This is a genomic window from Pseudomonas sp. LY-1, assembly GCF_053502595.1.
Genome location: NZ_CP094353.1, coordinates 4987393 through 5008937, shown reverse-complemented (window position 1 = coordinate 5008937; position 21545 = coordinate 4987393). Strand labels below are relative to the sequence as shown.

Here is a 21545-nt window from a genome sequence, read left to right as displayed (position 1 = left end):
GGCTTTTTTTCACCGGTCTGAATCAGAAGGTGTAAGTCATGCCCAGGCCGAAACCGTTGGCACTGTTGTCGTATTTGGCGTGGTAGCTCGGCGCGGTGCTGCGATCAATATTGACCTTCTCTTCCTTCAGGTAGGAGTAAGCCAGGTCGACGGTCATGTTATCCATGACTTTGTAGCCCAAGCCCATACTGAAGATCGTGCGGTCACCGGTCGGGATACGTGGCGAACGATCGGTGTTGTTGGTCGGCGACTGGTCGAAGGACAGGCCGGTACGCAGCACGACCTGCTTGGTCAACTGATACGAGGTGCCCACAGCGTAAGCCCAGGTGTCGTGCCAGTTTTGCGGCTCGCTGATGCTGGTGAGTTGGCTCGGCGCGGCGATGCCGCCGGCACTGGTCACGCCTTGGTTGTTGACGGTGATTTCTTTCAGGCGACTCCAGCGTGTCCAGGTGGCACCGCCGTAGAGTTTCCAGGCATCGGTCAGGTCCTGAGTCACCGACAGGTCGTAGGACTCAGGCGTCTCGATCTTCAGCGAAGCGTCGTAACGGTTGTTGCGCAGGACCGCTTGGGTCTGGGCCGGGCCGCTGATTGTGGTGTGGCCTTCGAGCTTGTAGTTGACCTTCGAGTGGTAGGTCAAGCCGACTCGGGTGGTATCGGTCGCCTGGACCAACACGCCGACGTTGAAGCCCAGCGCGGTGTCGTCACCCTTGATCTTGACGTTGGTGTCTGCAACATTCGGGTTGAGGGTTTTGTCCGACTCAAGCACACCGGAAATCCGGTTGATGGTCGGGCCGAAACCGATGGACACCTTGTCATTGAACGCATAGCTGACAGTCGGCTGGAAGGTCATGACCTTGACTTCGCTTTTGCTGCCGTAGCCCTTGCCCTGATAGCCGCGTTCATAATCGGTCACCAGGCCGAACGGTGCGTAGACACCGAAGCCGACTGACCACTGATCGTTGAGTTTGTTGGTGTAGAAGCCGAACGGAACGGCGATAAATGGAACCATGTCGCCTTTGTTGGTTCCGCGCGCGGTGCCGCTGGTGTCTTTGATATCGGTCGATGCATCAATGGCTGCAACGCCACCAGTGATTTGCTGGCCGTTCAGGCGAGACATGCCGGCAGGGTTACCGTAGACAGTGCTTGCATCATCGGCAGAGGAGGAGCGACCTGCGAAACCCGTACCCATCCCGCTGACGCTCTGTTCGTTGAGTGCAAAACCGCTTGCGAACAGTTGGGAGGATGCCATGGCAACGGCGAGGCTAAGTGTGGTCTTGAGCATTACTTTTTTCATTATTAGAACTCCGTGTGATCACCGCAGCGGAAAGTATCAACAAATTACACATCACGCTATAGGCTGTAACACTGGAGATAGAGCGGTTTTGTAGGACAATCCTACCAAAATCGCGGCTTTTTAGCGAATATTGCAAATTTCCCGATCAGCAAGCCACCTGATTCATGGATGAAATACAGGATTTCCAGGCATGGGTGAAATCGCGAAGGCGGCCTTGAGGGTGAAATATTTCTTTCCAGATACGCGCCATGGCCAATACATCTCCCGGTGCGGGCAAGACGAGGCGCTGTTGTTCCACCAGCAGCCAGGCGATGGCCGTGGCGTAACGCAGGTTAACGGTCAGTTCAAGCTGGGGCGCGCTGAGGAAAGCATGCTGGCTGGCCAGGCCACGCACCAGGCTGGCGCGTTCCGGGTCCAGCGCCAGGTAGGTGTCCCATAGGGCGCGGTGGCGTAGTTCGGTGATGCTATACAGGCCGTGGCCGCGACGGTCGTGCAAGGCGGAGCCGAGTTCCGACTGGCTGGCGGCAATGCCCAGCAACAGAGATTCAGCCGTCTGGTCGTGGCGCCCGAGGTAAATAAGCGTCGGCTTGATCACATAACGACACAATTCGCTGGCAGCGATACCCATACTCGCCTCAATCCGTGAAAGTGGTCGACGAAGCCTGAGCGGGTGGGGGCTTGGCAGCGGTGGATCGGATCTCAGGCCCGTCGTAAGCGGATCAAGCCGCTTGAGTTGAAGTGTAGTGTCATATTTGTGGTGTAAAGGACTGTTTTTAAAACATCTTCTTTAATCAGTTATAACGTTTATATCTATTTGTGCTGAGTGAAAACATTCAAATCCTGAATGTCAGGCAATAAAAAACCCTGCGTTTTAAACAGGGTTTTTGTGTTTCAGCAGCTCGGGTCGATCAGGCAACCAGTGCCTGACGGGTACGCTCGATCACGGCCTGCAGCGGTTCTGCGCTGGAGTATTGATCGGGGTACAGGCGTTCGCTGTGACGAGCGATACCGTGTTCGTTGACCAGGGTGAAGCTGAAGCAGCCTTTGCGAGCGGCCATGATCAGACAGTTCATTGGTGCAAAAGCGTTGGTGAGGGTGCGAATGGCATCCTGAGTATGGATTTGAGTGGACATATTATTGGTGTTCCTACAAATAACACGGTTAAGAACCGCGCAACGTTAAAACGTTCCAGTGACGTTGATCACCATTGATCGAACGAAGAACCCGACTGGAACAAAGCAGCCAGTTTGAAGCGCTAATAGTTTAGGCGCGCTTGGGCTGGCAGGTAGGTACTTAGGAGGGCAGGCAACACAACAGGGGCAAAGGTTCTGGGCCCAGGGTGAAGATCCTGATCAATTGGCAGGTTGGTTCGGTCAGAGTATTGATACTTCGCGACACCCTTTGCTTGTTCAAAGGCTGTGTCGTCGCAAGTGATACCTGGAAACCATCGAGGTGGTCGATCCCGTGTTGTTCAGGGGAGTTGTTCGACCAGAATTGACTTTCAGCTTGGTACTAACACTGCCGATGATAACGGATTGAAGCGATGAATGAAAGCGTGCTAACAAAAAAACTTCAATCAGCCGTCCAGCAGCCCGTGATACACCAGTACCGTGACGGCTGCCGCCAATGAACAGCCCAGTGCATACGCGGCCAGGGTCAGTCGCAGGGACTGGCCGGTCTCGACCACTTTCATCACATCGCCCATGTCGTTGATCCTGCCTTCGCCCAACTCAATGCTCAGGCTGATGGCGGTGAATGCCGCAGAAAGCAGGATCGCGATGGCGAACAATGCGCCGTCGGGTGAGGGTAGTGCGGCATTGATTCCCAGGGAGGTCGCGCAGATAGCCAGCAGCAACACAGTGAATAACAGAATTCCTTTCATCGACCCGCACATGGTTGCGTTGTAGGTGGGGCAGTGTGGCGACCTGTACTGAATTTGAAAAGTCCCTGCCTGGCCGTGCCGGTAACATATTCAAGCAGTGTCGGATCAAAAAACACCGGCGATATAACCAGGGAAGAGGGGCTTGTACACATTGTTCACAGTATGTGTCACCGGCCTGTCAAGTGTTTCGAACTGGCTCCGTTTGCCTGCAATGAAAATTTAAGTCAATGAAAAATATCGCTTTTTTTTATTGGTGAAAAAATCGTCAGTTTGACTGCGGCCCCCATTCCATGGGGCTTTGCGCGAGTTAAAGGTGGGTTGTCCACTGAGTTATCCACAGCTTCTGTGGATTGTCCCAAGCGCTTGCTCTAGCACGGGCGTGCAGGTTTTTTTCGGCTTTACCTGTACGAAAAAAAGAGTAGAGTGGCGCGCCTTCCGTTCTGTCCCGCAGTGCTTTATGAAGTTTCGCTCAGTGTCACCTTCTGCTACCGACACCCCTCCGGCTGTTACCCCACCCAAGCGCTTCTCCTTGAAAGTCGCATTGTGGTTGCTCGACAGCCCGCGCCTAGGCCACAGCACCAGCGTCAAACATTTTGCCGGGTGCTTGCTCAAACAGCCGGCCCGTGACGGCGTCGTCGCCGCGCAAAGCCGACTTGGCCAATTGATGTGCCGCGAATGTGGTAATGCCCGCGACCGCCGCATCGGCCACGACCTCCTGCGCCTGGCCGCTCGCGCTGGCGACCGTCGCGCCCAGCGTGAATTGGGCCAGGTCGAAGACTGAGCTGTCCTCAACTCCCTTGCTTGGTTAACCTTGCTCTTTTTCGGTGATGGCAGACATGGCTATGGCTTTTGACTGGACCAGTATTGCCCTGGGACTTGCTGGCGCGGCAGTGCCGTTATTGGCCGTGTGCTGGCAGCTTCAGCGGCGCTTGGCCGCGCGCATGGCCGGCTGGGAGTTGCTTGAAGAGCGCCTGGCCACTGCGCAACTGGCCCAGGAAGGTTTGGCTGCCCAACTGGACGCCAGTCGTGACGAGATCAGCGACCTCAGCCAGGCCAATGCCGCCAAGCAGGCTGACTTGGCCGCCGTGCGTCGCGAAGTCGAATTGCTGCAGATCGATCGCGACAACGCCCGCGACGCGGCCCACGCCTGGAACCTCGACCGCAGCGCCAAGGAAGCCGAACTGCGCCGCCTTGACGCGTTGTCGGCGGCCTTGCGTGCGGAGCTGCGCGAGCAACAGGAAAGCCATCAACAACGCCTCGCTGACCTGCAGGGCGCGCGGGACGAGTTGCGGGCGCAGTTCGCCGAACTGGCCGGGAAGATTTTCGACGAGCGCGAACAGCGCTTTGCCGAAACCAGCCAGGAGCGCCTCGGGCAGTTGCTTGATCCCTTGAAAGAACGCATCCAGTCTTTTGAAAAGCGTGTCGAAGAAAGCTATCAGAACGAAGCCCGCGAACGCTTTTCCCTGGGCAAGGAGCTTGAACGCCTGCAGCAACTGAACCTGCGTCTGTCGGACGAAGCCACGAACTTGACCCGCGCGCTCAAGGGCCAGAAGACCCAGGGCAACTGGGGCGAGCTGATCCTTGAGCGTGTGCTGGAACACGCCGGCCTGGAGAAGGGCCGCGAGTACCAAACCCAGGTCAGCCTGAAAGGCCCGGACGGTGAGCGCTTCCAGCCGGACGTGCTGATTATGTTGCCCGATGACAAACAGGTGGTGGTGGACTCCAAAGTCAGCCTGACCGCCTATCAACAGTATGTGGCGGCGGACGATGATGTGATCGGCCAGGCCGCGCTCAAACAGCACGTGCTGTCCCTGCGCAATCACGTCAAGGGCCTGGCCGGTAAGGACTACAAGCGCCTGGAGGGCTTGCACAGCCTGGATTTCGTGTTGCTGTTCGTGCCGATTGAAGCCGCTTTTTCCGCAGCCTTGCAGGCCGAGCCCAATCTGTTCCAGGAAGCGTTCGACCGCCATATCGTCATTGTCAGCCCCACCACCTTGCTCGCCACCCTGCGGGTCATCGACAGTCTTTGGAAACAGGAGCGTCAGAGCCAGAACGCCCGGGAAATCGCCGAGCGCGCCGGCTGGCTGTACGACAAGTTCGTGCTGTTTATCCAGGATCTGGATGAAGTGGGCAACCGTCTGCAGCAGTTGGATAAGGCTTACAGCGCCGCGCGGAATAAGCTGACAGATGGTCGCGGTAATCTGGTCAGCCGCACCGAACAATTAAGGTTGCTCGGCGCCCGCGCCAGCAAGAGCCTGCCCGCCGATCTGCTGGAGCGGGCAATGACCGATGCCGACGGTGTGGCGCACTTACCCGAATAGAGTCGGGTCAATGTCGGAGCTATCGAGCCTCGGCAATGGATTGAGTTCAGCCTGATTAAAGCGGTAGATGCCGACTGAGCAACGCCCGCAACGCCGCCGGCTTAACCGGCTTGGCCAGATAATCCAGCCCCGCGGCATGCACTTGCGCCACCATCTCCGGACGGCCGTCGGCGCTGATGACCACGCCGGGGATCGGCTCAGCCAACTGCGTGCGCAGCCAAGCCATCAGCTCCGTGCCGGTTTCGCCGTGGTCCAGGTGGTAATCCACCAGCGCCAGTTGTGGGCGCACGCCGTCGGCCAGCAGCGCGGCGCACTGCGCCTGGTCGGTGGCGGTCCATACTTCGCAGCCCCAACGCGTCAGCAGGCTGCGCATGCCTATCAGGATGCTTTCTTCGTTATCCACACACAGCACCTGCGCGCCACTCAGGGGCAGACCATTTTCCTGCACGGTCTTGATCGGCGGGCTGGTCTGGTTGCGAGCCAGCGGCACGCGCACGCTGAACACGCTGCCCTTGCCCGGCCATGAACGCACGCTCAGGTGATGGTCCAATACGCGGCACAGGCCATCGGCGATCGCCAGGCCGAGGCCGAGGCCTTTTTCAGCGCGGGTCTGGTGGCTGTCCAGACGCTTGAACTCCTCGAAAATCACCTTCTGTTTATCCTGCGGGATGCCAGGACCGCGATCCCATACTTCCAGGCTCAGCTCGCCCTCGTGTCGGCGTACGCCCAGCAGCACCGGGCCGTCGGCATAGCGGAATGCATTCGTCAGAAAGTTCTGCAAAATGCGCCGCAGCAACTTGATGTCACTGTCGACCCGCAAATGACTGCCGCGCAAGCGGAAGCGCAAGCCTTGTTCCTGGGCCAGTGCCTTGAATTCGGCACCGAGTGTGTCGAACAGTTCGTTGAGCACGAACGGCTGGCGTTGCGGGTTGATCTTGCCGTTTTCCAGGCGCGAGATGTCCAGCAGGTCGCTGATCAGGTCTTCGGCGGAACGCAGCGAGCTGTCCAGGTGTTGCACCAGTTGCCGGGCTTCGCTCGACAGGCCATCGTTCTGGTGGGAGAGGGCGGCGGAGAACAGGCGTGCAGCGTTCAGCGGTTGCATCAGGTCATGGCTGACCGCTGCGAGAAAGCGGGTCTTCGATTGGTTCGCGGACTCGGCCACGCCCTTGGCATCGGTGAGCGCCACGTTGAGCTGCGACAGCTCGTGTGTACGCTCGGTGACCCGTCGTTCCAAGCCCTCGTTCGCCTCGGTCAGTGCGTGTTCGGCCTCGCGGAACGCGGTGATGTCGGTGAAGCTCATGACGAAACCGCCGCCGGGCATCGGGTTGCCGATCAGTTCGATCACCCGTCCATTCGGGAACAGGCGTTCGGAGGTGTGCGCGCGGCCTTGGCGCATCCAGTGCAGGCGTCGCGCCACATGCACTTCGGCCTCGCCCGGACCGCACAAGCCGCGCTCGGCGTTGTAGCGAATGATGTCGGCAATCGGCCGGCCGACGCTGATCAAGCCTTCGGGGTAGTTGAACAGCTCCAGGTAACGGCGGTTCCACGCCACTAACTTGAGAGACTGATCCACCACGCTGATGCCCTGGGTGATGTTTTCGATGGCGCCTTGTAGCAGGGCTCGATTGAATTGCAGCACTTCGGAGGCTTCGTCGGCGATCCGTACTACGTCCTCCAGCAGCATGTCCCTACCTTCAATCGCGGCCTTTACGACGGCGCGAGTCGAGGAGGCGCCGAGTACGCCCGCCAGCAGGCGTTCGGTATGCGCGATCCAATCGTTATCGGCATTCTGGTTGGGGTTGAAGCCTTTGCCTTGGCGATAGGCGAAGCGGATAAAACTTTGCTGGGCGCGTTCTTCCCCGACAAAGCGCGCGGCCAGGCTCAGCAGGTCGCTGATCTGGACCGACAACATGGAGCGAGTGCTGGCGCGTTGGCTGGTTTCCTGGCCGATGAAGCGCCCGGCCTGCCAGTGTTCGGACACCCGGGTACGCGAGAGCATCGAAACCCAGACGAACAGCGTGAAGTTGCCCGCCAGGGAGAACACGGTGCCCAGGGTCAGCGAGGTGAGGGGCAAGCCGAGCGGGTGGGAATGCAACCAGGTCAGGCCCGGGAAAAGGCTGAGCGACCAGCCCAGGCTTTTCGCGGTAACCGGTAGGACCAAGGTGTAGAACCACAGGAACGTGCCCGCCGCCAAGCCGGCAAACACGCCGCGCCGATTCGCCGGTTTCCAATACAGCGCGCCAAGCATGGCGGGTGCCAGTTGGGTCACTGCGGCGAAAGCGATCTGGCCGATAGTCGCCAGGCTCGCGCTGGAGCCCAGCAATCGGTAGCTGACATAAGCCAGCAGCAGGATGATCACGATGCTGACGCGGCGTACCGACAGCAACCAATGGCGGAACACTTCAAACGGCCGTTCCGCGCTGGAACGGCGCAACAACCAAGGCAGCACCATGTCGTTGGAAACCATGGTCGACAACGCAATGCTCGCAACAATCACCATGCCGGTGGCGGCCGATGCGCCACCAATGAACGCCAGCAAGGCGAGGGCCGGATGGGCCTCGGCCAAGGGCAGGCTGATCACGTAGGAATCGGGCGGCACCGAGCCGGGCAAGAGCATTTTGCCGCCGAGGGCGATCGGCACGACAAACAGTGCTGCGAGGATCAGGTACGCAGGGAACACCCATTTGGCCAGGCGCAAATCCTGGGGGTCGATGTTTTCCACGACGGTGACGTGAAACTGCCGGGGCAGGCAGATGATCGCCATCATCGCGACGCCGGTCTGTACCACCATCGTTGGCCAGTTGACGGTTTCTTTCCAGTATTCCTCCAGCCGTGGCGCCAGCATCGCCTGGCTGAACAAATCGCCGAAACCGTCGTAGAGGCCGTAGGTCACAAACGCACCGACCGCGAGAAACGCGAACAGCTTGACGATCGATTCAAAGGCAATCGCCAGCACCATGCCGCGGTGGTGTTCGGTGGCGTCGAGGTTGCGCGTACCGAAGACAATGGTGAACAACGCCAGCACCAGCGACACGATCAGCGCCGTGTCCTGAGCTCGGGTGCCGGTAGCATCCGCGCCAGCGCCGATCAGCAGGTTCACCCCAAGTACGATGCCCTTGAGTTGCAGGGCGATGTAAGGCAGCACGCCGACCATGCAGATCAGCGCGACCACCACCGCCAACGATTGGGATTTGCCGTAGCGTGCGGCGATAAAGTCAGCGATAGAGGTGATGTTTTCCTGCTTGCTGATCAGAATCATCTTTTGCAGGACCCAAGGGGCCAATACCAGCAACAGCACCGGTCCCAGGTAGATCGGTATAAACGCCCACAGTTGTTCGGCCGCCTGGCCTACGGCGCCGAAGAAGGTCCAACTGGTGCAATAAACGGCCAGCGACAGGCTGTACACCCAGGCACGCATACGCGGCGGCAGCGGCGCATGGCGGCGGTCACCGTAAAAGGCGATGGCAAACATAGTGGCCATATAGGCCAAGGCAACGGCGGCGATCAGCCCGCTGGACAGCGTCATGGTAACTCCGGACATAAACACACCCAGGCGTTTCGAGCCCGGTCGGACAGTCTCGCATGATGCCTGGGGATTAGTCAGTGTCGACCAAGGTCTCGTGAGCACTAATGTCGCAGGGGCTGGTGTTAAAGAGGCTCAGCGCGGCGGCAGGGTTTTCTGGCGCAGGATGTAGATCGTCACCAGCACCGCACTGGTCAGCATGAAGCCCCGCGCCCAGGGTAGAGGCACCAGGTAGCAGGAAAAACCGATGCTCAGCCACATCAGGCCGATGGCGTAGACCTTGCCCTTGAGCGGGATGCCATTGCCGTCCAGGTAGTCACGAATCCATGGGCCCAGGCGCGGATGTTCCACCAGCCAGTCGTAGAAACGTGGGGAGCTTCGCGCGAAGCAGGCGGCGGCAAGAAGCAGGAAGGGGGTGGTAGGCAATACCGGCAGGAAAATACCGATCACTCCCAGCGCTACGCTCAGCCAGCCGATGGCCAGTAGTGCATAACGCAGGAGCGGCGAGCGCTTGCCCATGGGTATCACGGGCAGGCGACTCAGTGGTGACGGGGCTTGAGGAGCGCCGGTTTTTCGTCAGGGGCGTTGCACAGCAGGTACAGGGCGGTCAGGGCTTCCGGGATCTGTACGATCATGTCGTCCATCAGGTTGGCGTCGGTGGCGATGTCGGAGAACTCCGGCTGGTCGTCGAACAGGCCTGAACCGACCATGATTGGCAGCAGCATTTCGCTGACTTCTTCTTCGGCGGTTTCGAACCAGGCGGCTTCGCGCAGGAACACGCCTTCCATGAAGCCGATGCACCAGCCGCGCAGGTCGGAGTCGTCCGGATCTTCGCCCAGGTCCAGGTCGCACGGCAGCTCGAACTCCTCATCGGAGGCCAGTTGGCGACCGATGTGGGCCTTGAGGGCGAGCAGGGTGGCTTCGATCTCTTCGCGCTGGGCGGCGTCAGCGTAGTGAGGTTCTTCGGCGAACAAGGCGTCGATCCACTCACGGTCCGGCACGATGTCGGAAGAAATCGACAGGGCGGTCAGGTAGCCGTGGGCGGCCACGTAGTCCAGCGCCTCGTCATGCAGCTCATCGGCGTCGAGGAAGGCTTGCAGGCGGGTTAGTTGCTCAGCGAAGGACATTGAAGGACTACCTTGGGAATAAACGATGCTGAATTCTAGGCTTTCTTGAGCGCCCCGGCCAGCCACACTGCATATTTGGCCGGTTTTCGATAGCGGCCGCTGTTCGTCAGCCGCGCCCTTTGCCGGCCGACGCTCGGGTATACTGCCGCGTTTTGTGATGCCCCTGCAGGCCAGTGCCAACCCGAGAAAACTTCGCTTACGGATTATTTTCCGTAGAACAGCGTTTTTTCGGCCAGCCTGTAGAGAGGGATTTCGGCGATATTTGGAGTTTTACATGCTCGAGCAGGCTCAACGCGTCCTCAAGGACATCTTCGGCTACGACAGTTTTCGTGGCCGCCAGGGTGCGATCATTGAGCGCGTGGCCAATGGCGGTGATGCCCTCGTCCTGATGCCCACCGGTGGTGGCAAGTCGTTGTGTTTCCAGGTGCCGGCGTTGCTGCGTAACGGTCTCGCCGTGGTGGTGTCGCCGTTGATCGCGCTGATGGACGACCAGGTGGCGACCCTCGAAGAGCTTGGTGTTGCCGCCGCCGCGTTGAACTCCACGCTCAGCGCCGAACAGCAGCGCGACCTGGCCGCGCGTATCAAGCGCGGCGAAGTGAAAATGCTCTACCTGGCCCCCGAGCGCCTGGTGCAGCCGCGCATGCTGGCCTTCCTGCAGAGCCTGGAAATCGCCCTGTTCGCCATCGATGAAGCTCACTGTGTATCGCAATGGGGTCACGATTTCCGCCGTGAATACCTGCAGTTGGGGCAGTTGGCGGAACTGTTCCCCGACGTTCCGCGTATCGCCCTGACGGCCACCGCCGACAAGCGTACCCGCGAAGAAATCGTCGAGCGCCTGCATTTGCAGAACGCCGAGCGCTTCCTGTCGAGCTTTGACCGGCCGAATATTTTTTACCGCATCGTGCCTAAAGAACAGCCGCGCAAGCAGTTGCTGGCGTTCCTGTCCGAGCGGCGCAGCGATGCAGGCATCGTCTATTGCCTGTCGCGCAAGAAGGTCGACGAAGTGGCCGCCTTCCTGTGCGAGCAGGGTTATCCGGCGTTGCCCTATCACGCGGGCTTGCCCAACGAATTGCGTGCTTATCATCAGAAGCGCTTCCTCAACGAGGAAGGCCTGATCATGGTGGCAACCATCGCGTTCGGCATGGGCATCGACAAGTCCAACGTGCGCTTCGTGGCTCATATGGACCTGCCCAAGTCCCTCGAGGCTTATTACCAGGAAACCGGGCGTGCCGGCCGTGATGGCCTGCCGGCCGATGCGTGGATGGTCTACGGCCTGCAAGACGTGGTGATGCTCAAGCAAATGCTGCAGAACTCCGAAGGTGACGAGCGCCATAAACGCCTGGAGCAGCACAAGCTCGACGCCATGCTGTCACTCTGCGAAGAGACGCGTTGCCGCCGCCAGACCCTGCTGGCGTATTTCGACGAAGACATGCCCGAACCCTGCGGCCATTGCGACAACTGCGTGGACGGCGTGCAAACCTGGGATGCCACTGAGCCGGCGCGCCAGGGCTTGTCTGCGATCTACCGCACCGGTCAGCGTTATGGCGTCGGCCATCTGGTGGATGTGTTGCTGGGCAAGGACAACGAGAAGGTGCGCAGCTTCGGCCACGAGAAACTCTCGGTCTACGGGGTGGGCAAGGCCCGTGCCGAAGGCGAATGGCGATCGCTGTTCCGCCAGATGGTCGCGCGCGGCTTGGTAGACATCGACATTGAAGGCTACGGTGGCCTGCGCCTGAACGACAGTTGCCGGCCGTTGCTCAAGGGCGAAGTCAGCCTGGAACTGCGCCGCGACCTCAAGCCGCAGACCACCGCCAAGAGCAGTACCAGCCAGGCCAGCCAACTGGTGCGCTTTGAGGAGCGTGAACAGTGGGAAGCCCTGCGTACCCTGCGGCGCAAACTGGCGCAGGAACACAGCGTGCCGCCTTACGTTATTTTTCCCGACTCGACCTTGCTGGAGATGTTGCGCGAGCAGCCGACCACCCTGGCCGAAATGGGCCGGGTCAGTGGTGTGGGGGCGCGCAAGCTGGAGCGTTATGGCCAGGCCTTCCTCGAAGTGCTCGGTGGCCAGGCCGAAGCGCCGAAGGAGATCGCCGATATTCGCCACGAATTGATCAGCCTGGCGCGGGCCGGCATGACCCCGATCCAGATCGCCGGCCAGTTGCAATGCTCGGAGAAAAACGTCTATACGCTGTTGGCCGAATCCATCGGTCAGCAACAGTTGTCGTTAGAGCAGGCTCTTGATTTACCGGAAGATTTGCTCAGCGAAATCCAGGATGCCTTCCTGGACGGTGAGGGCGAATTGCCACCAGTTGCGGAGATCGCACCGCTGTTCACCGGGCGGGTTCCCGAGGGGGTTTTGTATTGCGTGCGTGCTGCGTTGCAGTCTGAGTTCGAAATTTAGTGTGCCAATTGCGACAATGTAACGAATCAGTACAGACGAGCGCTTGCCTACTGACATGGCTCATGCTTAGCTGACTAATAATTAGCCATACTTTGTTTTCAGTCTAAACCATGAGTTTTTTATGCCGTTAACCGATCAACACCGTTTTGGCATGCAGTTGGCGCAAATGTCCCGAGGTTGGCGCGCCGAACTGGACCGCCGTTTGGCGGGGCTAGGCTTGTCCCAGGCACGCTGGCTGGTGCTGCTGCACCTGGCTCGTTTCGAAGAAGCGCCGACTCAGCGCGAACTGGCACAAAGTGTCGGCGTTGAAGGGCCGACCCTGGCGCGGTTGCTCGACAGCCTGGAAGGCCAAGGACTGGTTCAACGTCAGGCCGTGGTGGAAGATCGCCGGGCCAAGCGCATCCTGCTGTGCGACACCGCCCGACCGTTGATCGAGCAGATTGAAACCATCGCCACTGCGTTGCGCCATGAGTTGTTCGTGGGCGTGGATGAAGAGGACCTGCGGGTGTGCATGCGTGTGCATGGGCACATTCTGGCGAATCTGGAAAAGTCCTGACCTCAAGTACACGGCAGATCAACATGTGGGAGCCGGCTTGCCACTGCAAGCCAGCTCCCACATTGGGTTTTACGGTCGGCGTTTTAGAAGGTCTGGCCGAGGTTCAGGTACACCGCTTGCTGATTGTCATCATTGAACCCATAGCTGAAATTCAGCGGTCCCAACGGTGTGTCAAACCCCAGGAAAATGCTCGCGGCGTTGATATAGCCGCTGTGGAACTCATTGTCGTTGTTCCACGCCCGTCCGCGTTCCAATGACGCGCCCAGGTACAGCGGGAAATCCAATGGCAGGTACGAGCGTGGCGTCAGCCGGCGGTAGTACACGGCGCGCATCAAGCTGACGTTCTGCCCCGAGATCGCATCCTGGCGAAAACCCGACAGCTGCCGTGCGCCGCCCAGCAGGAAGCTGGATATCACCACGTCCGAATTATCCATGGTGCGCCCGTAACGGCCGCCCAGTACGAGCGTGTCCGGACCGTGGCTCATGGCCTTGTCCAGCTTGAACTCCCATTGTCGGTAGCGTTGATCCGAACCCAACCCCGGTTCGAATTCGCGCAAAGCCAGGCCGATGTCTTCGCCTGTGTGGGGGAAGTACACGTTGTCCAGGGAGTCGAAGGAGTACTTCAGTTCGTAGAAGCCTTCGCTGAAGCTCACGCTTGGCAGGTCACGGTCGCCGATGCGCACATCGGCCTTGCCCCAGGCCTCGCCGACGCCGAAGCGGATCTCGCCGCTGGTGCCGATCTGGCGCCCCACGTTCAGGCCGAAACCGTAGCGTTCCAGGCGGTATTCGGAGATGGGGTCGTTGTCCAGAATCAGTTCCACATTCTGCGCCTGGGCCTTGAGGTAAGGTGCGACGAAGTAGCGCGAGCCGGTGTCCATCGGTTGGTAGAACTCGCTGTACAGCTCCTGCCGATCGCCGATCTGCACCCGCGTCAGCCATTCCGCGCCGAGGCGGTTGATGCCATTCATGCGGTAGCTCGCGCCGAGGTTGAAGGCGCTGTCGCCACGCATATCGTCCGACAGGTTCAGGCCCAGGCGCAGGTAGTCGGTGCCGCTGCGTTTGCCGCGGGCACTGATCACCAGGGTGTTGTCGTGGCCTTTTTTCACCACGCGGTATTGCACCTGTTCGAAGTAATCCAGGCCATACAAGGTGCCCATGTCCACTTGCAGGCGATCCAGGTTCAGCGGCTCGCCCAGGGTTTGGCGGATGTAGTAGCGGATCACGTCGTCGCTGACTTTCGAGTCGTTCTCCACGCTGATCGCGGTAATGATCGGGGTCCGTTCGCCCGGGGTGCGCGCGGCCACCAGTTCCGGGTCGATCGGTTCGGCGGGGCGCAAGTGGGCCAGGCGCACGTCGAGGGCGCGGGTGGCGCGGTAGCCGGCGTCGATCATGTCCTTGGCGCGGCCGAAGTCCGTGACGCCATAGGCGGCCAGCGGCGGCTGGATCAGCACATCTTTAGGGTTCAGGGCCTTGAGTTGTTCTTCGGAATTGCGCCGGGTCATCAGGGTGATGGACTGGTTGAGCACGTCCACCACCGTGGCCAGTTGCTTGCGTGAGCGCAGCGGCGTGCCGATGTCCACCACGATGGCAATGTCGACACCCATCTCCCGCGCCACGTCCAGCGGGATGTTATCGGTCATCCCGCCGTCCACCAGCAGCCGGCCGTCGAGTTCCACCGGCGCGAATACGGCAGGGATCGACATGCTCGCGCGGATTACCTGGGGCAGGTGGCCTTTGCTGAAGACTACTTTTTCGCCGGTGGTGATATCGGTTGCGACGGCGCGAAAGGGGATCGGCAGCTTGTCGAAATTTCGCGTGTTGCTGCTGTGGGCGAACATGCTTTCCAGCAGCAGCGCCAGGTTCTGGCCCTGGATGACGCCCAGCGGCAGGCCGAGGCTGCCATCGTCGCGGATACTGAGTTTCTGCTTGACCAGGAAATCGCGGTCATCCTGCTTGCGTCGAAACGGCACATCTTCCCGAGGAGGCGCATCGGAGAGCGCCCGCTGCCAATCGATACCCAGCGCGAGCTTTTCCAACTCATCGATCTTGTAGCCCGACGCGTACAACCCGCCGATCACCGCGCCCATGCTGGTGCCGGCAATCGCATCGATATGAATCCCCTGTTCCTCCAGGGCCTTGAGCACGCCGATGTGGGCCAGCCCGCGCGCGGCGCCGCCAGACAGCACCAGGCCGATTTTCGGGCGTGGCGTTTCAACCGCCTCGGCAAGGAGGGGCAGCAGGCAGAGCAACAGGCAGGACAGCAGGCGGTGCATCATGAATCTCGGGGCTGGACGATAAAGGCCGGTATTATAGCCACCCGACCCTCCCAGCCCGTTACGCCAGGAACCTGTCAAATTATGTCGCCGAATAAACCCGAGATCGTCATCACCTATTGCACGCAGTGCCAGTGGCTGTTGCGCGCCGCGTGGCTGGCCCAGGAACTGTTGAGTACCTTCGCTGAAGACCTGGGCAAAGTGGCGCTGGAACCGGCTACCGGCGGCGCTTTTCGCATTACCTGCGACGGCGTGCAGATCTGGGAGCGCAAGGCTGATGGCGGTTTCCCGGAGGCCAAAGTGCTCAAGCAACGTGTGCGCGACCAGATCGACCCGCAGCGCGACCTGGGGCACAACGATCGTAAGTAATGAAGGCCACCGCCGCACAAGGGCGGTGACCGGTTGGTGCGTGCTTACTTGGCGGCCATCTTGCTCTTGATGAAGCCGATGACCCACGTCAGCACCAGGCCGCCGACGCCACCGCCGACAATATTGCTGCCGACCGTCGCGACATCCAGCGCTTCGCCACCGGGCGTGCCCGTCAGCGCCGAGACGAGCTGGCCCAACACCAGGCCACCGACGCCGCCGAGGAGGGTATTGAGCCCGGTGCCCAGGCTCTGTTTGGTCATCCCCGCCAAATTACCGCCGACGGCACCGCTGATGATCTGAACGAGCAAGCTGATAAACATTTCCATGATGCAACTCCTGCATAGCGTTAATGGAGTGACCACTCGCTTGCAGCAACTTCATACATCCTGGCTGTCGTCGAGGAGTCTTTATCCGTAGACGACGACACACTGTTGCGGATGGGCAGAGTATAGATCAGGCCGCTGCAGCCGGCTGTTTGGCCTGGCTGGCGCTGCCCATCAGGCCGGACAGCACGATGGCGACGATGATCAGCGCGCCGCCCAGCAGCATGCGCAAGGTTGGGGTTTCGGCAAACAACAGCCAGGCGACGCTGATGCCGTAGACCGGTTCCATGGCGAACACCACCGAAGCGGTGCGGGCCTTGATCACTGCGAGGCTGGCGACAAACAGGCTGTGGGCCAGGCCGGTACAGAACACGCCGAGCAGGCCGATCCACAGCCAGTCGAGCGCGCGCACGTCCGCCAGCCCCGGCGCGGCCACGGGCAACAGGCACAGCGCGACCACCACGTTCTGGCACAACGCCGCCTGCACTGCTGGAATCCGCCCGGAGCTGGCGCGGTTATTCAGTGACAGCAGGGAGAACAGCAACCCCGAGGCGATGCCCCAGAGCAGGCCGCCCGTGGCTTGGCTGGCGAGGTTGAAGTCCGGTGTCACCAGCACCAGGCCGACCGTGACCAGAGCCACCAGCAACACTTCATTGGCGCGAATGCGCTCGCGGAAGATCAAGCCTTCGAGGATCACGGTAAATGCCGGGAACGCGGTAAACCCCAGGGTGGCGACGGCCACGCCGGCGACTTTGACCGCAATGAAGAATGTGACCCAATGCGCCGCCAGCAACACGCCGCTGATCACCAGCCGACGCCAGTCGCGCATTTGCAGCGGTTTCCAGGGGGCGTTGCTGGCGAAGCGCGCAAAGATCGCCAGGGCAATCACCGCAAACGCGGCGCGGCCGAACACGATGATGGCCGGTGAGGCGGCCGCCAGCTTGCCGAATACGCCGGTGAGGCCAAACATCAATGCGCCGATATGCAGGGCGCCGAGGGCTGAGCGGGGAGTCATTGCGATCCTTGTACCAACGGGGTGACAGGCTTGCAGTCTAGAGACTGGGTGCGTGAGTGTCTGTCGCCTGGCTCGCGATTTTTAGCGCAGGACTCGCTATTTTGTCGTGCGCCGCAGGGCGCTCGGCGCGGCGCCGAATTCGCGCAGCATTGCAGCGGCAAACGCACTTTGCGAGGCATAGCCGACGCGCTCGGCAATCTCGCCGATGGGCAGTGGCGTTTCCCGCAACAGGCCCAAGGCCTTATGCAGGCGGCGACTGCGGATGTAGTCCATGGGCGTCTGCCCACACTCGGCAACAAACCGCGCATGCAGGCGTGCGACGGACAAGTCGGCGATGCGTGCCAGGTCAGCGACTTGCAGGGGGTGGGCGACATGCTGTTCGATATGCGCATTGAACGCGGTGTAGGGCAGGCGGCGGCCCGGCACGCTGGGGGCCAGCGGATGATTGAGGCTGGCCAGCAGCAGCACCGCGCCTTGCTGGACGATCAGCGGGTCATCCACCGGGCTGTGCGCCAGCCATTGCACCAACTGGTTTTGCCGCGAATCCAGGGCCAGACGCGTCGGTTGGTCGAGCAGACGGCGGCTGGCATCGGCATGCTCGCCCAACGATTGCAGCACCCAGTGTTCGGTGGGCACATCCAGCACCAGGCATCGGCTGCCGTCGCGACTGCCGCAGGTGTGGTGGGCCGAGAAGGGCAGCACCATCACACTGCTCTCGCGGACCTGGCTGCCGTGCCCATCCACTTCAAGGTCCAGGTGCCCGGACAGGCCGAAGACCAACTGCGCATGGTCATGGCTGTGGGCAATCGGCGCTTCGATGTAATGGCGTAGCGTGAGGGACGCGCTCATTGCGTTCTCCTGGGCAGCAGGTTGCCAGTCTACAACGCTTCGCCGTCGGCGGGCGCTGTCATCAGACTGACGCATAGCTGTCATGGGCTATTAATCGCCAGGGCGCAAGCTCGCGAAAACACCGTCGAGGGATGCCCATGACCCGTGCCGAATTCGCCACACCCAGCCGCAAGCAACGGGTTCGTACCCTGTGGATTTCCGATGTGCATCTGGGCACCCGGGATTGCCAGGCCGAACACTTGTCGCAATTCCTCAAGGGCTACCACGCCGATAAGGTGTACTTGGTCGGCGACATCATCGATGGCTGGAAACTGCGCGGCGGCATGTATTGGCCCCAGGCCCACACCAATGTGATCCGCCGCCTGTTGACCATGGCCAAGCGCGGCACGGAGGTGATCTACGTCACCGGCAACCACGACGAATTCCTGCGCCGCTACTCCAAGCTGATCCTGGGCAACATCCAGTTGGTGGACGAAGCCATTCACGTCACCGCCGATGGTCGCCATCTCCTGGTGATCCACGGCGACCAGTTCGATGTGATCACGCGCTATCACCGTTGGTTGGCGTTCCTCGGTGACTCGGCCTACGAGTTCACCCTGACGTTGAACCGTTGGTTGAATCACTGGCGTGCGCGGTATGGCTACGGCTACTGGTCGCTCTCGGCGTATCTGAAGCACAAGGTGAAGACCGCGGTGAGCTTTATCAGCGATTTCGAAGAAGCCATCGCCCATGAAGTGACCCGGCGCGAATTGCATGGGGTGGTGTGCGGGCATATTCACCACGCGGAGATTCGCAAGGTAGGCGAGGTGGACTACCTCAACTGCGGGGATTGGGTGGAGTCGTGTACGGCGTTGATCGAGCACTGGGATGGGAGTATCGAGTTGTATCGGTTGGCGGATGCGCAGGCCAAAGAGGCGCAGCTGAAATTGGAGAGGGTCGCGGGTTAAGGCCTTGCTCGGCCCAACAAGTGGGCGCGAGCAAGCCCGCTCTCACATGGGGGGCCGATTTCGTCAGTCAGTCTTTGCAGACATCGGCAATCGCTTGCGCCAGCAGGGTCAATCGCGTTGCGTCGATCCCCGCCACATTCGCCCGCCCCGAGCTGACCATATACACGCTGTGCGTCTCGCGCAGTTGCTTGACCTGCTCGGCACTCAAGCCGGTATAGGAAAACATCCCACGTTGCGCGCCGATATGCGCAAACTGCTCGGCCAGCCCGTGTGGCGCGAGGGCCTCGACCAGTCCGGAGCGCAACTGCGCAATGCGCGCGCGCATCGCTTCGACTTCGCCGCTCCACTGTGCCTTCAGCTCGGCGTCACCGAGGATCGTCGCGACGACTGCCGCGCCGTGATCCGGTGGGGTTGACCACAGGTTGCGCGCGATATTCGCCAACTGGCTGCGTACATCCGTGAGTTTCTCGGCATTCGCCGCACACACGATCAGCGCGCCGACACGGTCGCTATACAGGCCGAAGTTCTTCGAGCAGGAGCTGGTGATCAGCACTTCCGGTAGCTCGGCCGCGAACAGCCGCACCGCCCAGGCGTCCTGCTCCAGGCCGTCGCCAAAGCCCTGGTAGGCGAAGTCGATCAGCGGCAGCAGGTGGCGCTCGCGCACGATCTGCAAGACCTGGCGCCAGTCCTCCTGGGACAGGTCGAAACCGGTCGGGTTATGGCAGCAGGCATGCAGCAGCACCACGTCGCCCTCGGGCACCGTGGACAAGGTCGCCAGCATTGCGCTCACATCCAGCCGATTGTCCGCGCCGACGTAAGGGTAGTGACTGACCTTGATCCCGGCCTTGGCGAAGATGCTTTCGTGGATCGGCCAGGTTGGGTTGCTCAGCCATACGCCACGGCCAGGCAGGCTGTGGGCGATAAAGTCGGCGCTCAGGCGCAGGGCCCCGGTGCCGCCTGGGGTCTGGGTCGCGCCGGCGCGGTGTTCACGCAGCAGCGCGGACTCGGCGCCGAGCACCAGCTCGCTGATCAACCTGCCGAACGCGGCGTCGCCGTGGCCGCCAATGTAGGTCTTGGTGGTTTGCCGTTCCACCAGGCGCTGCTCGGCGCGCTTCACGGAAGGCGGAATCGGTGTCAGCCCCTGGTCGTCCTTGTATACGCCCACGCCGAGGTCGAACTTGTTCGGGTTGGCATCCTGGGCATACAGGTCCATCAGCCCGAGGATCGGGTCGCCGGGCACGCGGCCAATCGCATCGAAATGCATTACTTGCGGCCCTCGGCATCCTTGGCCACTTCGTCGGTGCGCGCGGCCATGATGAAGTCGTTGCGGTGCAGGCCTTTGATGGAGTGGCTCCACCAGGTCACCGTGACCTTGCCCCACTCGGTGAGCAGGCCTGGGTGGTGGCCTTCAGCTTCGGAGATTGCCCCCATGGAATTGGTAAAGGCCAGGGCGAACCTGAAGTTCTTGAACAGGAAAACCTTCTCCAACTGCATGACGCCATCGCGCACTTCAATGTTCCAGTCGGGGATCTGTTTGAGCAGCACCGGTAGTTCCTCATCGCTGACTTGCGGGGCATCGGCGCGGCAGGCTTCGCAGTGGGCTTGGTTCAAGGTCGTCATGTGGGGTGTCCTGAATTCGAGTGTTTGGAAAACGGTCGTCAGTGGCGTCACCCTAAAGCAACGCGGGACCAGGGAACAGATTCACCTGGTATCAAAACCTACGGTTCACGCCGCTTTGGGTTTGGGGGCGAAGAGCGGTGCGTGCAGACCCAGCTGCATCCCACGCTCGACCATGCCCATGATGTCTTCCTGCGCTACGTCGAACAGGCGCTTGAGCTCGGGCAAGACAAAATATAGCGGTTGCAGGATGTCGATGCGATACGGCGTGCGCATCGCTTCCAGCGGATCGAAGGCTTGATGTTTGGGCTCGGACGACAGGCTGTACACCGTCTCCTTGGGCGACGACAAAATACCGCCACCATAGATGCGCCGACCGGCGGGCGTGTCCACCAGGCCAAATTCGATGGTCATCCAATACAGGCGCGCCAGGTACACCCGCTGCTCCTTGGTGGCCGCGAGGCCGAGCTTGCCGTAGATGTGGGTGAATTCGGCGAACCAGGGATTGGTCAGCAGCGGGCAGTGGCCGAAGATCTCGTGGAAAATATCCGGCTCTTGCAGGTAGTCCAGTTCTTCGTGGGTGCGAATAAAAGTCGCCACCGGAAACTGCTTGTTGGCGAGTAATTCGAAAAACGTCTGGAAGGGAATCAGCGCTGGCACGCGGGTGACTTGCCAGCCGGTGGTCTCGGCCAGCACCGTGTTGATTTCGCTGAGTTGCGGGATGCGATCCAGGGGCAGGCCGAGCTTGTCGATGCCGTCCAGGTATTCCTGGCAGGCGCGTCCCTCAAGCACTTTCAACTGGCGCGTGATCAGGGTGTTCCACACCGCATGTTCTTCCGGCGGGTAGTGGATAAAACCTTGCGCATCGGGCTCGCGGGCCACGTAGTGCGTCTGCTTCATACGGCTCTCCTGCTAGGCATTCGTTCTTGTTATGTCCTGCGATGTACGTATTGATAACCCGGCTGGAGCGAGATTCCATCCGCCTACGCGAGGAGGTTGTAGGAAAATTTACTGCTATTCGTAAAGTATTCGTTACGGATGGGCCGCT

At 60.7% G+C, this 21545-nt stretch carries 20 protein-coding genes; 6 read left to right on the top strand and 14 right to left on the bottom strand.

Annotated features, from left to right (window positions below; translation table 11 throughout):
* Positions 1 to 22: 22 nt before the first annotated feature.
* The 4 genes from MOQ67_RS22915 to MOQ67_RS22900 form a co-directional block, all read right to left on the bottom strand.
* Entirely contained in the window at positions 23 to 1294 is a 1272-nt protein-coding gene (locus tag MOQ67_RS22915; protein ID WP_253397739.1) for an OmpP1/FadL family transporter, read from the bottom strand.
* Positions 1295 to 1439: 145 nt separating this feature from the next.
* Positions 1440 to 1922 carry a hypothetical protein gene (locus MOQ67_RS22910; protein WP_198718057.1) on the bottom strand — a complete coding sequence of 161 codons (483 nt, stop codon included), beginning with the start codon at positions 1920 to 1922 and terminating at the stop codon, positions 1440 to 1442.
* A gap of 280 nt (positions 1923 to 2202) precedes the next feature.
* Positions 2203 to 2427 (bottom strand): hypothetical protein, encoded by a 225-nt coding sequence (locus MOQ67_RS22905; protein WP_007898912.1) that lies wholly within the window; start codon positions 2425 to 2427, stop codon positions 2203 to 2205.
* A gap of 443 nt (positions 2428 to 2870) precedes the next feature.
* A complete protein-coding gene (locus tag MOQ67_RS22900) occupies positions 2871 to 3176 on the bottom strand; it encodes a hypothetical protein (protein ID WP_198718056.1) in 306 nt (101 codons plus the stop codon).
* Between the two features lie 457 nt (positions 3177 to 3633).
* On the opposite strand from MOQ67_RS22900, the gene MOQ67_RS22895 reads away from it, so the two are divergent.
* Positions 3634 to 3957: a sel1 repeat family protein gene (locus tag MOQ67_RS22895; RefSeq protein ID WP_198718055.1), complete on the top strand. Its 324-nt coding sequence runs from the start codon at positions 3634 to 3636 to the stop codon at positions 3955 to 3957.
* Positions 3958 to 4132: 175 nt separating this feature from the next.
* Positions 4133 to 5497 carry a DNA recombination protein RmuC gene (gene rmuC, locus MOQ67_RS22890; RefSeq protein ID WP_198718061.1) on the top strand — a complete coding sequence of 455 codons (1365 nt, stop codon included), beginning with the start codon at positions 4133 to 4135 and terminating at the stop codon, positions 5495 to 5497.
* A gap of 55 nt (positions 5498 to 5552) precedes the next feature.
* On the opposite strand, the gene MOQ67_RS22885 is transcribed toward rmuC, so the two are convergent.
* The 3 genes from MOQ67_RS22885 to MOQ67_RS22875 all read right to left on the bottom strand — a co-directional run bounded on the left by MOQ67_RS22885 (position 5553) and on the right by MOQ67_RS22875 (position 10147).
* Positions 5553 to 9023, bottom strand: coding sequence for a hybrid sensor histidine kinase/response regulator (locus MOQ67_RS22885; protein ID WP_198718054.1), 3471 nt, complete (start codon positions 9021 to 9023; stop codon positions 5553 to 5555).
* Between the two features lie 132 nt (positions 9024 to 9155).
* A complete protein-coding gene (locus tag MOQ67_RS22880; protein WP_198718053.1) occupies positions 9156 to 9539 on the bottom strand; it encodes a YbaN family protein in 384 nt (127 codons plus the stop codon).
* A 20-nt stretch (positions 9540 to 9559) separates the two neighbouring features.
* Entirely contained in the window at positions 9560 to 10147 is a 588-nt protein-coding gene (locus MOQ67_RS22875) for a UPF0149 family protein (RefSeq protein ID WP_198718052.1), read from the bottom strand.
* Between the two features lie 274 nt (positions 10148 to 10421).
* On the opposite strand from MOQ67_RS22875, the gene recQ reads away from it, so the two are divergent.
* Together recQ and MOQ67_RS22865 are read left to right on the top strand one after the other, a co-directional pair.
* Positions 10422 to 12548: a DNA helicase RecQ gene (recQ, locus tag MOQ67_RS22870; RefSeq protein WP_198718051.1), complete on the top strand. Its 2127-nt coding sequence runs from the start codon at positions 10422 to 10424 to the stop codon at positions 12546 to 12548.
* Between the two features lie 121 nt (positions 12549 to 12669).
* Positions 12670 to 13104, top strand: coding sequence for a MarR family transcriptional regulator (locus tag MOQ67_RS22865; RefSeq protein WP_198718050.1), 435 nt, complete (start codon positions 12670 to 12672; stop codon positions 13102 to 13104).
* A gap of 83 nt (positions 13105 to 13187) precedes the next feature.
* Here the strand turns inward: MOQ67_RS22865 and MOQ67_RS22860 are convergent, their stop codons facing one another.
* Positions 13188 to 15377 carry a patatin-like phospholipase family protein gene (locus MOQ67_RS22860; RefSeq protein ID WP_198718049.1) on the bottom strand — a complete coding sequence of 730 codons (2190 nt, stop codon included), beginning with the start codon at positions 15375 to 15377 and terminating at the stop codon, positions 13188 to 13190.
* A gap of 84 nt (positions 15378 to 15461) precedes the next feature.
* On the opposite strand from MOQ67_RS22860, the gene MOQ67_RS22855 reads away from it, so the two are divergent.
* Complete coding sequence (locus tag MOQ67_RS22855; protein ID WP_198718048.1) at positions 15462 to 15746, top strand: SelT/SelW/SelH family protein; 285 nt, start codon at positions 15462 to 15464, stop codon at positions 15744 to 15746.
* A gap of 44 nt (positions 15747 to 15790) precedes the next feature.
* Here MOQ67_RS22855 and MOQ67_RS22850 read toward each other — a convergent pair whose 3' ends face one another.
* The 3 genes from MOQ67_RS22850 to MOQ67_RS22840 all read right to left on the bottom strand — a co-directional run bounded on the left by MOQ67_RS22850 (position 15791) and on the right by MOQ67_RS22840 (position 17933).
* Positions 15791 to 16072 carry a hypothetical protein gene (locus MOQ67_RS22850; protein WP_198718047.1) on the bottom strand — a complete coding sequence of 94 codons (282 nt, stop codon included), beginning with the start codon at positions 16070 to 16072 and terminating at the stop codon, positions 15791 to 15793.
* 127 nt (positions 16073 to 16199) lie between these two features.
* Complete coding sequence (locus MOQ67_RS22845) at positions 16200 to 17084, bottom strand: DMT family transporter (protein WP_198718046.1); 885 nt, start codon at positions 17082 to 17084, stop codon at positions 16200 to 16202.
* Positions 17085 to 17180: 96 nt separating this feature from the next.
* Entirely contained in the window at positions 17181 to 17933 is a 753-nt protein-coding gene (locus tag MOQ67_RS22840; protein WP_198718045.1) for an AraC family transcriptional regulator, read from the bottom strand.
* Between the two features lie 137 nt (positions 17934 to 18070).
* Between MOQ67_RS22840 and MOQ67_RS22835 the strand changes: the two genes are divergently transcribed.
* Complete coding sequence (locus tag MOQ67_RS22835) at positions 18071 to 18880, top strand: UDP-2,3-diacylglucosamine diphosphatase (RefSeq protein WP_198718044.1); 810 nt, start codon at positions 18071 to 18073, stop codon at positions 18878 to 18880.
* Between the two features lie 67 nt (positions 18881 to 18947).
* Here the strand turns inward: MOQ67_RS22835 and MOQ67_RS22830 are convergent, their stop codons facing one another.
* The 3 genes from MOQ67_RS22830 to phhA form a co-directional block, all read right to left on the bottom strand.
* On the bottom strand, positions 18948 to 20144 hold the full coding sequence (locus MOQ67_RS22830) for an amino acid aminotransferase (RefSeq protein WP_198718043.1): 1197 nt from the start codon (positions 20142 to 20144) through the stop codon (positions 18948 to 18950).
* The gene (locus MOQ67_RS22825; RefSeq protein WP_198718042.1) at positions 20144 to 20500 is read right to left on the bottom strand and encodes a 4a-hydroxytetrahydrobiopterin dehydratase; all 357 of its coding nucleotides are present in this window, start codon (positions 20498 to 20500) and stop codon (positions 20144 to 20146) included. The genes MOQ67_RS22830 and MOQ67_RS22825 overlap by 1 nt, the downstream gene beginning before the upstream one ends.
* A 105-nt stretch (positions 20501 to 20605) precedes the next feature.
* Positions 20606 to 21397: a phenylalanine 4-monooxygenase gene (gene phhA / locus MOQ67_RS22820; protein WP_198718041.1), complete on the bottom strand. Its 792-nt coding sequence runs from the start codon at positions 21395 to 21397 to the stop codon at positions 20606 to 20608.
* Between the last annotated feature and the right edge of the window lie 148 nt (positions 21398 to 21545).